The organism is Nocardioides sp. NPDC092400 (genome assembly GCF_040684155.1).
GTDB lineage: Bacteria > Actinomycetota > Actinomycetes > Propionibacteriales > Nocardioidaceae > Nocardioides.
Map to the genome: position 1 here is coordinate 101883 of NZ_JBFBFJ010000005.1, position 14852 is coordinate 116734.

9 protein-coding genes are annotated in these 14852 nt (G+C 71.2%); 5 read left to right on the top strand and 4 right to left on the bottom strand.

Annotation, left to right across the window (positions count from 1 at the left end):
* Positions 1–63 precede the first annotated feature (63 nt).
* The 3 genes from AB0N29_RS15995 to AB0N29_RS16005 form a co-directional block, all read right to left on the bottom strand.
* Positions 64–1017: an electron transfer flavoprotein subunit alpha/FixB family protein gene (locus tag AB0N29_RS15995; protein WP_302267356.1), complete on the bottom strand. Its 954-nt coding sequence runs from the start codon at positions 1015–1017 to the stop codon at positions 64–66.
* A 20-nt stretch (positions 1018–1037) separates the two neighbouring features.
* Positions 1038–1814, bottom strand: coding sequence for an electron transfer flavoprotein subunit beta/FixA family protein (locus AB0N29_RS16000; protein WP_302267357.1), 777 nt, complete (start codon positions 1812–1814; stop codon positions 1038–1040).
* A 145-nt stretch (positions 1815–1959) separates the two neighbouring features.
* On the bottom strand, positions 1960–2286 hold the full coding sequence (locus AB0N29_RS16005; RefSeq protein ID WP_302267358.1) for a hypothetical protein: 327 nt from the start codon (positions 2284–2286) through the stop codon (positions 1960–1962).
* A 125-nt stretch (positions 2287–2411) separates the two neighbouring features.
* Between AB0N29_RS16005 and glgX the strand changes: the two genes are divergently transcribed.
* Positions 2412–4565 carry a glycogen debranching protein GlgX gene (gene glgX / locus AB0N29_RS16010; RefSeq protein ID WP_364868215.1) on the top strand — a complete coding sequence of 718 codons (2154 nt, stop codon included), beginning with the start codon at positions 2412–2414 and terminating at the stop codon, positions 4563–4565.
* 9 nt (positions 4566–4574) lie between these two features.
* Here glgX and glgP read toward each other — a convergent pair whose 3' ends face one another.
* Positions 4575–7151, bottom strand: coding sequence for an alpha-glucan family phosphorylase (gene glgP / locus AB0N29_RS16015; RefSeq protein WP_364868217.1), 2577 nt, complete (start codon positions 7149–7151; stop codon positions 4575–4577).
* 194 nt (positions 7152–7345) lie between these two features.
* Between glgP and AB0N29_RS16020 the strand changes: the two genes are divergently transcribed.
* From AB0N29_RS16020 to glgB, 4 genes are read left to right on the top strand one after another with little or no spacing between them, the layout of a single operon-like run.
* Positions 7346–9331, top strand: coding sequence for an alpha-1,4-glucan--maltose-1-phosphate maltosyltransferase (locus tag AB0N29_RS16020; protein ID WP_364868219.1), 1986 nt, complete (start codon positions 7346–7348; stop codon positions 9329–9331).
* 56 nt (positions 9332–9387) lie between these two features.
* A complete protein-coding gene (gene treS, locus AB0N29_RS16025; RefSeq protein ID WP_302271694.1) occupies positions 9388–11112 on the top strand; it encodes a maltose alpha-D-glucosyltransferase in 1725 nt (574 codons plus the stop codon).
* The gene (locus tag AB0N29_RS16030) at positions 11109–12554 is read left to right on the top strand and encodes a phosphotransferase (protein ID WP_364868221.1); all 1446 of its coding nucleotides are present in this window, start codon (positions 11109–11111) and stop codon (positions 12552–12554) included. The genes treS and AB0N29_RS16030 overlap by 4 nt, the downstream gene beginning before the upstream one ends.
* Positions 12551–14752 (top strand): 1,4-alpha-glucan branching protein GlgB, encoded by a 2202-nt coding sequence (glgB, locus tag AB0N29_RS16035; protein ID WP_364868223.1) that lies wholly within the window; start codon positions 12551–12553, stop codon positions 14750–14752. The genes AB0N29_RS16030 and glgB overlap by 4 nt, the downstream gene beginning before the upstream one ends.
* Positions 14753–14852 lie beyond the last annotated feature (100 nt).

Below are 14852 nucleotides of genomic sequence, written 5' to 3' on the forward strand. Positions count from 1 at the left end.
AGGGGAGGTCCTCCCGCACCTGGTGCGGGAGGACCTCCCCTGTCGGTCGGTCGAGCCGGAGGCTCAGCCCTTGCGCTTGTTGATCTCCTCGGTGGCTGCGGGGAGGACCGAGTGCAGGTCACCCACGACACCGAAGTCGACGAGCTCGAAGATCGGGGCCTCCTCGTCCTTATTGACCGCCACGATCGTCTTGGAGGTCTGCATGCCGGCGCGGTGCTGGATCGCACCGGAGATGCCGTTGGCGACGTAGAGCTGCGGCGAGACGACCTTGCCGGTCTGGCCGACCTGGAAGGTGTGCGGCATCCAGCCGGAGTCGACCGCGGCACGCGAGGCGCCCACGGCCGCGCCGAGCGCGTCGGCGAGGCCCTCGATCGGCTCGAAGTTGCCGCCGGTGCCACGACCGCCCGAGACCACGATCGCGGCCTCGGTCAGCTCGGGGCGACCCGACGCCTTGCGCGGCTGCTGGGCCACGATCTGCGCCTTCTTGGCCGAGTCGGAGATCGTCGCGGCGAACTCCTCGACGGTGCCGGCGGCGCCGACCTCCTCCACCGGGGCGGAGTTGGGCTTGACCGTGATGAGCGGGACACCCTTGGTGACCTTGCCCTTCACGGTGTAGTTGCCGGCGAAGGCGGCCTGCGTGACGACGCCGCCCTCCTCGATGTCGACGGCGTCGGTGATGATCCCCGAGCCCGTCTTGATCGCCAGGCGGGCGGCGACCTCCTTGCCCTCGTAGCCGGAGACGAACAGCACCGCGGCCGGCGAGGTCTTCTCCACCAGCTGGGCCAGGGCCTCGGCCTTGGGGGCCACCAGGTAGCCCTTGATCTCGGCGTCGTCGACGACGTAGACCTTCTCGGCGCCGAGCTGGCCGAGCTTCGCCGCGACCTCGGCACCCTTGTCGGAGGAGCCGAAGAAGACCGCCGAGGCCTCGCCCAGGCGGCGGGCCAGGGTGAGCAGCTCGAAGGTCGGCTTGCGGATCGCGCCGTCGACGTGGTCGACGACGACCAGGACTTCAGACATCTCTCGTTACCCCTCGGTCCTCAGATGAACTTCTTCGACACGAGGAACTCGGTCAGCGCGTTGGCGCCGGAGCCGTCCTCGTCCTTGACGATCTCGCCGGCGGTGCGCGGCGGACGGGCCGTGGTGTCGGTGACCTCGGTCCACGCCACCGACAGGCCGACCTCGCCGGCGTCGACGCCGATGTCGGACAGCGACCAGGTCTCCAGCGGCTTCTTCTTCGCCGCCATGATCCCCTTGAACGACGGGTAGCGCGCCTCGCCGGTCTGGTCGGTCACCGACATGACCAGCGGCATGGTGGCGCCGATGACCTCGGTGGCGGTGTCGGAGTCACGCTTGATCCGCACCTGGTCGCCCTGCGTCTCCACGACGGAGGCGAAGGTGACCTGGGGCAGGTCGAGGCGCTCGGCGAGCATCGCCGGCACGACCGAGCCGGAGGCGTCGGTCGAGGCCATGCCGCACATGACGAGGTCCACCTTGTTCTCGGCGCCCGCCTTCTCGATGGCCTTGGCCAGCACCAGCGACGTCGCGACGTAGTCGGAGCCCGCGATCGCCTCGTCGGTGACGAGGATGCCCTGGTCGGCGCCCATCTGCAGCGCCTTCCGGACGGCGTCGACGGCCTTCTCCGGACCCACGCACAGCGCGGTCACGGTGGCGCCCTCGTTCTTCTCCTTCAGCTGGAGCGCCTGCTCAACGGCGTACTCGTCGAGCTCCGACAGGAGCCCGTCGACGCCGACTCGGTCCACGGTGTTGTCCGACTCGAACTGCCGATCGGCAGTGGAGTCGGGCACGTACTTCACACAGACAACAATGTTCATGGTGTCGGCCGGGACGGCCCCTCCTGTGCACTCGGATGTGCTCGTGAGGCTACCGCCGCGTCAACATGCACGAAACAGAGGCCGACGGTGGACTACCTCACAGGCCCGAACCCTGGCGCGGCGCCGCTCAGGGGCGTACGACGCGCTCGACGATCCGTCCCACGACGAGCCACGCCACGGCGCCCAGACCCCAGTTGAACAGGGCGTTCTTGGTCTCGGCGTTGCCCCCGTCGAACTGCTTGATCCCGTTGTCCCGGGAGAAGATGCCGAGGTCGACCGCGTCGGCGACGTCGAGCACGAACGAGACCAGCCCGTTGTCCCGGTTGGCGTCCAGGGCCACGCAGAGCGCGCCCACGGCCAGGAAGATCGCGGCGAGCGCGAAGAGCGTCCACAGCGCGGTGGCGACGTTCGCCCGCACCGCCTTGCCGCCGGTGAGGCCCTTCTCGCGTGCCATGCCGCTCCCTGTCCGTCGCGCTGCCCGCGCGGTGTCGTCGATCCCGAGGTCGTGCCGACGTGTCCTGGAACACCGTCGGAGGGCATTGTGCACGGCGGGTCCCCGATGTCGGCGACAATGGCGCGGTGAGTCCGAGGATGTGGAGGAGCGAGGGCGAGCGCGCCGCCGTCTGGCCGGGGCGCGGCTGGCCGCTGGGCGCGACCTGGTCACCGGAGTCGACGAACTTCGCCGTGCACGCGCCCCGGGCCACCGCCGCCTGGCTGTGCCTGCTCGACGACGAGGGCGGCGAGACCCGGCACCGGCTCACCGAGCAGACCCTCGGCATCTGGCACGGCGCGATCCCCGGCATCGCCCCCGGCACCCGCTACGGCTACCGCGTGGAGGGCCCGTGGGACCCCGCGGCCGGCCTGCGCTTCAACCCGAACAAGCTGCTGCTCGACCCGTTCGCGCGGGCCGTCTCCGGCTCACTGACCGTCGACCCGGCGATCTTCGGCTACACCCTCGGCGACCCCGAGGTGATGAGCCTGGCCGACTCCGCGCCGTACGTCCCGGTCGGCGTGGTCGTCGACGAGGCGTTCGACTGGGGCGATGACCGCCCGATGCGGCGACGCTGGCGCGACACCGTCATCTACGAGCTGCACGTCAAGGGCATGACCGCCCTGCACGACCGCGTCCCGGAGGCGCTTCGCGGGACGTACGCCGGGCTGGCGACGCCGGCGGTCGTCGACTACCTCAAGGACCTCGGCGTGACCGCGGTCGAGCTGCTGCCGGTCCACCAGTTCGTGCCGGAGCCGGCCCTGGCCCAGCGGGGCCTCACCAACTACTGGGGCTACAACACCCTCGGGTACTTCGCCCCCCACAACGCCTACGCCGCCTCCGGCGACCGCGGCCAGCAGGTCACCGAGTTCAAGGCGATGGTCAAGGCCTTCCACGAGGCCGGGCTCGAGGTCATCCTCGACGTCGTCTACAACCACACCGCCGAGGCCGGCTCGCTCGGCCCGACGCTGTCCTTCCGCGGGTTCGACGACTCCGTCTACTACCGCGTCGCCGCCGGCGACGTCCCCGGCGAGCCGGCACCGGACACCTACTGGGACGTGACCGGCTGCGGCAACACCGTCGACGCGGCCAACCCGTTCGCGCTGCGGATGATCCTCGACTCGCTGCGCTACTGGGTCACCGAGATGCACGTCGACGGGTTCCGCTTCGACCTGATGTCGGCGCTCGCCCGCGTGGACCGTCGCGTCGACATGGGCTCCCACCTGCTCACCGCGATCGGCCAGGACCCCGTGCTGCGGCACGTCAAGCTGATCGCCGAGCCGTGGGACGCCTCGATGGACGGCTACCGGGTCGGCGAGTTCCCGCCGCCGTGGGTGGAGTGGAACGACCAGTACCGCGACGAGATCCGCGACTTCTGGCGCAACCACTCCCCCGGCATCCGCCAGGTCGCGACGCGCCTCGCCGGCTCGAGCGACCTCTACGCCGACGACGGCCGGTCGCCGTACAACTCGATCAACTTCATCACCGCGCACGACGGCTTCACCCTGCGCGACCTGGTCAGCTACGAGCAGAAGCACAACGAGGCCAACGGCGAGGCCAACCGGGACGGCACCGACAACAACCGCTCGTGGAACCACGGCGTCGAGGGCGAGACCGACGACCCTGCGCTGCAGGCGGTACGTCGCCGGCAGGCCGCCAACATGATGGCGACGCTCTGCCTGTCCAACGGCGTCCCGATGATCACCGCCGGCGACGAGCGCGGGCGGACCCAGCGGGGCAACAACAACGCCTACTGCCAGGACAACGAGACCTCGTGGATCGACTGGCGGCCCGACGACGCCTGGCTCGACGTCTACGAGGTCACCAAGATGGCGCTGCGCCTGCGCCGCGAGCACCCCGCCCTGCGGCAGCGGCACTGGTTCGAGGGCCGGCCTGCCATCCTCGGCGGCCCCAAGGACCTGGCGTGGCTGCACCCCTCGGGGCGCGAGATGCGGCCCGACGACTGGCACGACCCGGACCTGCGCACGATCGGGATGTTCGTCTCGGGGGCGCCGCTGCGCTCCCCCGGCCCGCGCGGGGAGCAGCAGGTCGACAAGTCCTTCATGCTCTGGTTCAACGCCACCTGGCTGCCCCAGAGCATCGAGCTGCCGGAGAACGACTGGGTCCAGCACGGCACGGTCGTGCTGTCCACCGACGTCAAGCTGCCGGTCGGCACCGAGGTCGAGGCGGGTGACCGCCTCGCCCTCGGGCGCCGTACCGTCGTCGTCTTCCGCGAGAGCTGAGCCGCCGGCTCAGCCCGGCAGCGCCACCACCCCGAGCTCGGCCGGGGAGACCAGCAGCTCGTTGCGCGGCACCACGCGGACGGTGTAACCGAACGCGCCGGCGTGGTCGAGGACGACGTCGCCGTCGAAGCGGTGGCGACCGCCGTCGTAGCTCTCCGCGACCGTGAGCTCGGTGACCGAGGTGTCGCGCAGCTCGTCCTCGCTGGTCGTGCGGCCGTGCACCAGCTGCACCGCGACGTCGGCCGGGGAGAGGTCGCCGAGCGCGACGAACGCGCGCACCGAGAGGTCGGCGCCCACCTCCGGGGCGTCGCCCACGCCGCTGCTCTCGACGTGCTCGACGCGGACGCCGGACCACCCGGTCCGGACCCGCCGCTTCCACCCGGCGAGCTCGGCGGCACCGGCGTAGTCGTCGTTGAGCCGGCGCGCGTTGCCGGCGGCCGGGACGTAGAGCTGCTTGGTGTAGTCGCGCACCATGCGGGTCGCGAGCACCTTGGGCCCGAGCGACTTCAGGGTGTGCCGCAGCATCTCGAGCCAGCGGGTGGGCACGCCCTCGTCGTCGACGTCGTAGAACCGCGGCGCGACCTCGTTCTCGATCAGGTCGTAGAGCGCCGCCGCCTCGAGGTCGTCGCGCTTGTCGGTGTCCTCGACCCCGTCGGCCGACGGGATCGCCCAGCCGTTCTCGCCGTCGTACCACTCGTCCCACCAGCCGTCGAGGATGGAGAGGTTGAGGGCGCCGTTGAGCGCCGCCTTCATGCCCGAGGTGCCGCACGCCTCGTAGGGGCGCAGCGGGTTGTTCAGCCACACGTCGCAGCCGGGGTAGAGCGGCTGGGCCATCGCGATGTCGTAGTTGGGCAGGTAGGCGATCCGGTGCCGCAGCTCGGGGTCGTCGGCCAGCTGGACGATCGCCTGGATCAGCTTCTTGCCACCGTCGTCGGCCGGGTGCGCCTTGCCCGCCATGACCAGCTGCACCGGCCGGTCGGGGTCGAGCAGCAGCCGCTTGAGCCGGTCGGGGTCGCGCAGCAGCAGGGTGAGCCGCTTGTACGACGCGGCGCGGCGCGCGAAGCCGATGGTCAGCACGTCGGGGTCCAGCGCGGTGTCGACCCAGCCCAGCTCGGCGCGGGCGTGGCCGCGCTTCTCCTGGGAGCGCAGCATCCGGCGCCGGGCGTCGGCGACGAGCCGCTCGCGCAGCTGGCGCTTGACGTCCCAGATCCGCCGGCCGGGGATCTTGTCCGCGGCCGCCCAGAAGCTGTCGAGGTCGGCCGGGTCGGCGCCGACGTCCGCGGCCAGCTCGAAGACCTCGCGGGCGACCCAGGTCGGGGCGTGCACGCCGTTGGTGATCGAGCCGATCGGCACCTCGGCCTCGTCAAAGGCCGGCCACAGGCCGTTGAACATCTCCCGGCTGACGTGGCCGTGCAGCTGGGAGACGCCGTTGGCGCGCTGGGCGAGCCGGAAGCCCATCACCGCCATGTTGAAGACCGACCCGTCGCCGCCCTCGTAGTCCTCGGCGCCGAGGGCGAGGATCCGGTCGACGGGCACGCCGGGCACCGGGCCGCCCTCGGAGAGGTACTGCTCGACGAGCGTGCGCGGGAACCGGTCGATGCCGGCCGGGACCGGGGTGTGGGTCGTGAACACCGTCGAGGCGCGGCCGACCTCGATCGCGGTGTCGAGGTCGAGGCGGGGCCCGCCGTCGTCCACGGTCAGCTCCCGGATCCGCTCCAGCCCGAGGAAGCCGGCGTGGCCCTCGTTGGTGTGGAACACCTCCGGCGCGGGGTGGCCGGTGATGCGGGAGTAGGAACGCAGCGCGCGCACGCCGCCGATGCCGAGCAGCAGCTCCTGGCGCAGGCGGTGCTCGGAGTTGCCGCCGTAGAGCCGGTCGGTGACGCCGACGTAGTGCTCGGGGTTCTCCTCGACGTCGGTGTCGAGCATCAGCAGTGGGACCCGCCCGACGCTGGCCACCCAGATCCGGGCGACGAGGTCGGGGCCGTCGGACATCGCCAGCGAGATCGTGGCGCGCGAACCGTCGGGCTCGCGCAGCAGCGAGATCGGCAGCTCGTCGGGGTCGAGGACGGGGTAGGTCTCCTGCTGCCAGCCCTCGCGGGAGAGCGACTGCTTGAAGTAGCCGTGCTTGTAGAGCAGGCCCACCCCGACGATCGGGACGCCGAGGTCGCTCGCGGCCTTGAGGTGGTCGCCGGCGAGGATGCCGAGACCGCCGGAGTACTGCGGGAGCACGGCGGTGATGCCGAACTCCGGGGAGAAGTAGGCGATCGACGCGGGCCCGTCAGCGGGGCCGCGCTGCTGGTACCAGCGGTCCTCGGTCAGGTACGCCTCGAGGCTGGCGCGGGCGGCCGCGAGCTGGTCGAGGAAGCCCTGGTCGCCGGCGAGCTCGTCGAGGCGCGCCCGGCCCACGGAGCCGAGCAGCTTGACGGGGTCCTTGCCCGTCGACTGCCACAGCGCGGCGTCGACGCGCTCGAAGACGTCCTGGGTCTCCGGGTGCCAGGACCACCGCAGGTTCCCGGCGAGGTCGCCGAGCGCGGCGAGCGCGGGCGGGAGGACAGGGCGGACGGTGAATCGTCGGATGGCTCGCACGGGACCGACGCTAGCGAGATTCTTTGATCGTTCCAACCGTTTCGTCCCGATCGGCGGTGGACGGGCGGGACAACGGCGGTCGTACCCCGTTCGGGCCGCGCCGGGGTGGGTACATGCCCCGTACTCAGCACCGCCCCTCACACGGCGGCGCGACGACTTGCGCAGCCGTCGCCGCCCGCCACTAGGTTGGAGAAATGGTCGGACGCATCCCCGTCATGAACGTCATGCCCGTGGTCGACCTCGGCCGGCAACCGGCCAAGGCGACCGTCGGCGAGCCCCTGCCCGTGCGCGCCACGGTCTTCCGCGAGGGCCACGACCGGCTCGGCGCCGAGGTGGTCCTCACCGACCCCTCCGGGACCCGCCGGGCGCCGGTCCGGATGACCAAGCACGCCGAGGTCCCGGACCGGTACGACGCATGGGTGACGCCGGACGCCGGCGGCGCCTGGACCTTCGAGATCCAGGCCTGGTCCGACCCGGTCGCGACCTGGCAGCACAACGCCGGCGTGAAGATTCCCGCCGGCGTGGACACCGAGCTGATGTTCACCGAGGGCAGGCTCCTGCTCGAGCGGGTCCGCGGCGACCTGGACGGCAAGGACGCCGCCGCCCGGGAGGTCGTCGAGGCGGCGATCGACGCCTGCACCGACACCTCCCGTCCCGAGGCCGCCCGCCTGGCCGTCCTGCAGTCCCCCGAGCTGGACGCGATCTTCCTCGCCCACCCGCTGCGCGAGCTGGTGACCGTCGAGGGGCCCTACCCGCTCTGGGCCGACCGCGAGCGCGCGCTGTTCGGCAGCTGGTACGAGTTCTTCCCGCGCTCCGAGGGCGCGGCCCAGGACCCGGCGACCGGCAAGGTCACCAGCGGGACGTTCCGGACCGCCGCCCAGCGGCTCGACGCGGTCGCCGCCATGGGCTTCGACGTGATCTACCTGCCGCCGATCCACCCGATCGGCGAGGTCAACCGCAAGGGTCCGAACAACACCCTCACCCCCGGCCCGGACGACCCCGGCTCGCCGTGGGCGATCGGCTCCAAGGACGGCGGCCACGACGCCGTGCACCCCGACCTCGGCACGATCGAGGACTTCGACGCCTTCGTCGCGCGGGCCCGCGAGCTGGACCTCGAGGTCGCGCTCGACCTGGCCCTGCAGGCGGCCCCGGACCACCCCTGGGTCGTCGAGCACCCCGAGTTCTTCACCACCCGGGCCGACGGCACGATCGCCTTCGCGGAGAACCCGCCGAAGAAGTACCAGGACATCTACCCGATCAACTTCGACAACGACCCGACCGGCATCTGCCGCGAGGTGCTCCGCGTCGTGAAGCACTGGATGGCGCACGGCGTGCGGATCTTCCGCGTCGACAACCCCCACACCAAGCCGGTGGCGTTCTGGGAGTGGCTGCTCAAGGAGGTGCGCCGCACCGACCCCGACGTCCTGTTCCTCTCCGAGGCGTTCACCCGCCCGGCGATGATGCGCGGCCTGGGCGCGGTCGGCTTCCACCAGAGCTACACCTACTTCACCTGGCGCACCGCCAAGTGGGAGATCGAGGAGTACCTCCGCGAGCTGGCCACCGAGTCCGACCACGTGATGCGGCCGAACTTCTTCGTCAACACCCCCGACATCCTCCACGCCTACCTGCAGTACGGCGGCCCGGCGGCGTTCAAGGTCCGCGCGGCGCTGGCCGCGACCGGCTCGCCGAGCTGGGGCGTGTACGCCGGGTACGAGCTCTACGAGCACGTCGCGGTGAAGCCGGGCAGCGAGGAGTACCTCGACTCCGAGAAGTACCAGGTCCGGATCCGCGACTGGGAGGGCGCCGCGCGCGAGGGCCGCACCCTCGCGCCGTACCTCACCCGGCTCAACGAGGTCCGCCGCCAGCACCGGGCGCTCCGCCTCCTGCGCAACGTCGTCATCCACTCCAGCGACGACGAGAACGTGCTGGTCTTCAGCAAGCACGCCGTCGTGGACGGGGTGGCCGACGACGTCGTCGTGGTCATCAACCTCGACCCGCACGCCACGCGCGAGACGATGGTCCACCTCGACCTGCCCGCGATGGGCATGGAGCACGGCGAGTCCTTCGTCGTCCACGACGAGATCACCGGCGCCGACTGGAGCTGGTCCCAGCACAACTACGTCCGGCTCGACCCCTACCACGAGCCCGCGCACGTCCTGACCGTGAGGAGGACCCGGTGACCGATGCCCCGACGAGCACGCCGGAGCAGACCGACCCGTCCCAGCAGCTGAGCCCGATGGGCCAGGCCCCCGAGGGCGACCCGTTCCCCGACGACACCGCGCGGCAGCCGGAGTGGTTCAAGACCGCGGTGTTCTACGAGGTGCTGGTCCGCTCGTTCCGCGACTCCAACGGCGACGGCACCGGTGACTTCCGGGGCCTGGTCGAGAAGCTCGACTACCTCGAGTGGCTCGGCGTCGACTGCCTGTGGATCCCGCCGTTCTTCTCCTCGCCGCTGCGCGACGGCGGGTACGACGTCGCCGACTACACCAACATCCTCCCCGAGATCGGGACGGTCGAGGACTTCCACCACTTCCTCGACGAGGCGCACAAGCGCGGCATCCGCGTGATCATCGACTTCGTCATGAACCACACCAGCGACCAGCACCCGTGGTTCCAGGCCAGCCGGGAGGACCCCGAGGGCCCCTACGGCGACTTCTACGTGTGGTCCGACAACGACGACCTCTACCAGGAGGCGCGGATCATCTTCGTCGACACCGAGCCGTCGAACTGGACGTGGGACCCGGTGCGCCAGCAGTACTACTGGCACCGGTTCTTCTCCCACCAGCCCGACCTCAACTTCGACAACCCCGCGGTCCACGACGCGATCCTCGACGCGATCGCGTTCTGGTTCGACATGGGTCTCGACGGCTTCCGCCTCGACGCGGTGCCATACCTCTACGAGCGGCCCGGCACCAACGGCGAGAACCTGCCCGAGACCCACGAGTTCCTCCGCAAGGTCCGGCGCTACGTCGACGAGAAGTACCCCGGCAAGGTGCTGCTGGCCGAGGCCAACCAGTGGCCCGCGGACGTGGTGGACTACTTCGGCGACTTCGAGTCCGGTGGCGACGAGTGCCACATGTGCTTCCACTTCCCGGTGATGCCGCGCATCTTCATGGCGGTGCGCCGCGAGTCGCGCTTCCCGATCTCGGAGATCCTCGAGCAGACGCCGCCGATCCCCCACGGCTGCCAGTGGGGCATCTTCCTGCGCAACCACGACGAGCTGACCCTCGAGATGGTCACCGACGAGGACCGCGACTACATGTGGAACGAGTACGCCAAGGACCCGCGGATGAAGGCCAACATCGGCATCCGCCGGCGCCTGGCGCCGCTCCTCGACAACGACATCAACCAGATCGAGCTGTTCACCGCCCTGCTGCTGTCGCTGCCGGGGTCGCCGGTCCTCTACTACGGCGACGAGATCGGCATGGGCGACAACATCTGGCTCGGTGACCGCGACGGCGTCCGCACGCCGATGCAGTGGACCCCGGACCGCAACGCCGGCTTCTCCTCGGCCACCCCCGGCAAGCTGCACCTGCCGGCGATCCAGGACCCGGTCTACGGCTACCAGGCGGTCAACGTCGAGGCGCAGATGGAGAACACCTCCTCGCTGCTGCACTGGACCCGCCGGATGATCCACGCCCGCCGCCACCACTCGGCGTTCGGCCTGGGGTCCTTCAGCGACCTCGGCGGCTCGAACCCCTCGGTGCTCTCCTACGTGCGCGAGCACGCCCAGGACGGCGAGGACGACGTCATCCTGTGCGTCAACAACCTCTCCCGCTTCCCGCAGCCGGTCGAGCTCGACCTGCGGCGGTTCGAGGGCATGGTGCCCGTCGAGCTGCTCGGCGGGGTGCCGTTCCCGGCGATCGGCGAGCTGCCGTACCTGCTGACCATGACCGGCTACGGCTTCTACTGGTTCCGCCTGACCAGGCCGGACAACCCCGAGGAGGGTCAGCTGCTGTGAGCGAGAACCCGCTGGACCACCCCACCGCCGACCACCTCGACCGGCAGGTCTTCGTCGACTACTTCGAGAAGACCCGCTGGTTCGGCGGCAAGGGACGCCCCTTCGAGGTGACCGCGGTGCACCGGATCGGCCAGGTGCCCGGGTGCGTCGACGCAGGCCCGGCCGTCGTCGACCACCTCGTCGAGCTCACCTACGGCGACGCCGAGGGCGGCACCGAGCTCTACCAGGTGCCGATCTCGCTGTACGCCGACCCCGAGCAGCGGCTCGACCACGCCTTCATCGGCTGGTGGGAGGAGCCCGAGCGGGGCTGGGTGCACGCCTACGACGCGCTCCACGACCGGGAGGCGATGGCCTGCTGGCTGCGCTCGTTCGTGGCCGCCGCCGAGGGTCCGGTCGCCGGGCCCACCGGCCTGACCTTCCACCGCCTGCCCGGGCACGACCTCGACGCCGAGGGCGTCGCCTCGTTGTTCACCGGCGAGCAGTCGAACTCCTCGGTCGCCTTCGGCGAGGACTCGATCATGAAGCTGTTCCGGAAGGTCACCCCCGGGCCGAACCCGGACGTGACCATCCACGAGGCGATGACCCGCGCGGGGTCCACCGAAGTGGCCGGGCTCTACGGCTGGATGTCGTGGACCGACCCGGCGGGCGAGGAGTACCACCTCGCGATGCTGCAGCAGTTCCTCCGCACGGCCACGGACGGGTGGGACCTGGCCCTGGCCAGCGTCCGCGACCTCTTCGCCGAGGGCGACCTGCACGCCCACGAGGTCGGCGGCGACTTCGCCGGCGAGTCCGAGCGCCTGGGGCTCACCCTGCGCGAGGTCCACGAGGCGCTGCGCACGCACTTCCCCGCCGAGCGGCGGGGGCCCGAGGCCGCCCGGACGCTGGCGGCCGCGATGCGCGACCGGCTGGACGCCGCCCTCGAGGTCGTCCCGGAGCTGGCCCAGCACGCCGACGCCCTGCGCGCGACGTACGACGCGGTGGCGGGGCTCGACGGGCTGGAGGTCCAGCGCATCCACGGCGACCTGCACCTGGGCCAGACCATGCGGACCGCCAAGGGCTGGAAGATCGTCGACTTCGAGGGCGAGCCGGCCAAGCCGCTCGTCGAGCGCCTCGAACCGGACAGCCCCTGGCGCGACGTCGCCGGCATGCTGCGCTCCTTCGACTACGCCCCCCGCGTGGTCGAGAAGCAGAGCGTCGACCTCGCCGACGACGACGCCGAGGCCGCCGCCCAGCTCGCCTACCGGGCCGAGGAGTGGGCCCACCGCAACCGCAACCACTTCCTGACGGCCTACGCCGGCGGCGAGCCGACCGACGAGGCGAAGCTGCTGCTGGCGGCGTACGTCGCCGACAAGGCCGTCTACGAGACCGTCTACGAGACCCGCAACCGGCCCGGATGGGTGTCCATCCCGCTCGAGGCCGTCGCACGGATCGGAGCCGCATGACCACGCCGACCACCCCCTCCACCAAGCCGGTCGCCCGCGAGGAGCTCGACCTGATCCTCGGCGGCGGCCACGGCGACCCGCACAGCGTGCTGGGTGCCCACCCGCACGAGGGCGGCGTCACCGTCCGCGTGCTCAAGCCCCTCGCCTCGAGCGTGACGGTCGCCGGCGACTGGGGCGAGACCCGGCTCGAGCACGAGTACGAGGGCTTCTGGGCCGGCGTCCTGCCGGTGGCCGACGTGCCCGCCTACCGGGTGCGCGTGGCCTACGAGGGCGAGCCGGTCGAGGTCGACGACCCCTACCGCTTCCTGCCGACGCTCGGCGAGATGGACCTGCACCTGATCAACGAGGGACGCCACGAGCAGCTGTGGACGGTCCTCGGCGCGCGGGTCCACCACTACGCCGGCGAGGTGACCGGCACGTCCTTCGCCGTCTGGGCCCCGTCGGCGCGCGGCGTCCGGATCAAGGGCTCCTTCAACAGCTGGGACGGGCGCGAGCACCCGATGCGCCAGCTCGGCAGCTCGGGTGTCTGGGAGCTCTTCGTCCCCGGCCTCGGCACCGGGACGGCCTACAAGTACGCCATCCTCGGCCAGGACGGCGAGTGGCGGGAGAAGGCCGACCCGCTGGCGGCCTGGTCCGAGCAGCCGCCGGCCACCTCCTCGCTGGTCTTCGAGTCGACCTACGAGTGGGGCGACGACGCGTGGATGGCCGAGCGGCCCGCCAAGCAGCCGGTCGCCGAGGCGATGTCGGTCTACGAGATGCACCTGGCGTCGTGGAAGAAGCACCCCGACGGCCGCTTCTGGTCCTGGGCCGAGCTGGCCGACGACCTGCCGGCGTACCTCGCGGACCTGGGCTTCACCCACGTCGAGCTGATGCCGGTGATGCAGCACCCGTTCGGCGGCTCGTGGGGCTACCACGTGACGTCGTACTTCGCGCCGGACTCCCGCTTCGGCGACCCCGACGGCTTCAAGCTGCTCGTCGACCGGCTGCACCAGGCCGGCATCGGCGTCATCCTGGACTGGGTGCCCGGCCACTTCGCCACCGACGAGTGGGCGCTGGCGCGCTTCGACGGCACCCCGCTCTACGAGGATCCCAACCCGCAGCGCGGGTGGCACAAGGAGTGGGGCTCCCACATCTTCAACTTCGGTCGCAACGAGGTGCGCAACTTCCTCTACGCGAACGCGGTGTACTGGCTCGAGGAGTTCCACGCCGACGGCCTGCGCGTCGACGGCGTCGCCTCGATGCTCTACCTGGACTACTCCCGCGAGGAGGGTGAGTGGACGCCGAACAAGCACGGCGGCCGCGAGAACCTCGAGGCGGTGCAGTTCCTCCAGGAGATGAACGCGACGGTCTACAAGCGCGTCCCGGGGATCGTCACCGTCGCCGAGGAGTCCACCTCCTGGCCCGGCGTCACCCGGCCGACCTCCGCGGACGGCCTGGGCTTCGGCTTCAAGTGGAACATGGGCTGGATGCACGACTCCCTCGGGTACGTCGCGCACGAGCCGGTCCACCGCGCCTACCACCACGGCGAGATGACCTTCTCCCTGGTCTACGCGTGGTCGGAGAACTACGTGCTGCCGATCAGCCACGACGAGGTCGTGCACGGCAAGGGCTCCCTGCTGCGCAAGATGCCCGGCGACCGCTGGCAGCAGCTGGCGAACCTGCGCGCGTACCTCGGCTTCATGTGGGCCCACCCGGGCAAGCAGCTGCTGTTCATGGGCGCCGAGCTGGGCCAGGAGTCGGAGTGGGCGGAGTCCCGCGAGCTCGACTGGTGGCTGATGGACCACCCCGAGCACCGTGGCGTGCACTCCCTGGTGCGCGACCTCAACCGGGTCTATACCGGCTCGCCGGCCCTGTGGGCCGCCGACCACGACCCGGCCGGCTTCCAGTGGATCGACGCCAACGACGCGGGCCACAACACCTTCTCCTTCGTGCGCCGCGTGCCCGACGGGTCCGCGGTGCCGGAGCTGGTCGTCGTAGCGAACTTCGCCGCGGTCCCGCACGAGGGCTACCGCCTCGCGCTGCCCGCCGAGGGGGTGTGGGAGGAGGTGCTCAACACCGATGCCGAGACCTACACCGGGTCGGGCGTGGGCAACCTCGGCGCGATCACCGGCGTGGCCGGGGAGCACCAGGGGCTGCCGGCGCACGCCGACATCGTGGTCCCGCCGCTGGCGACGGTCTGGTTCCGGCGCAAGGCGTAACCGCACGGCAACGCGGGAGGAGCGCGGCGGTGACGTCCCGCTGGTGAGGTGCCCGGCATGGACACCTCACCCGCCGCCTCCTCCCCCACCTCGGCCCCAC

Bases quoted from the DNA above. Each gene is read 5' to 3' on its own strand.
- AB0N29_RS15995 (WP_302267356.1), bottom strand. From the start codon at position 1,017: ATGTCTGAAGTCCTGGTCGTCGTCGACCACGTCGACGGCGCGATCCGC.
- AB0N29_RS16005 (WP_302267358.1), bottom strand. From the start codon at position 2,286: ATGGCACGCGAGAAGGGCCTCACCGGCGGCAAGGCGGTGCGGGCGAAC.
- AB0N29_RS16020 (WP_364868219.1), top strand. From the start codon at position 7,346: ATGGTCGGACGCATCCCCGTCATGAACGTCATGCCCGTGGTCGACCTC.
- treS (WP_302271694.1), top strand. From the start codon at position 9,388: ATGGGCCAGGCCCCCGAGGGCGACCCGTTCCCCGACGACACCGCGCGG.
- glgB (WP_364868223.1), top strand. From the start codon at position 12,551: ATGACCACGCCGACCACCCCCTCCACCAAGCCGGTCGCCCGCGAGGAG.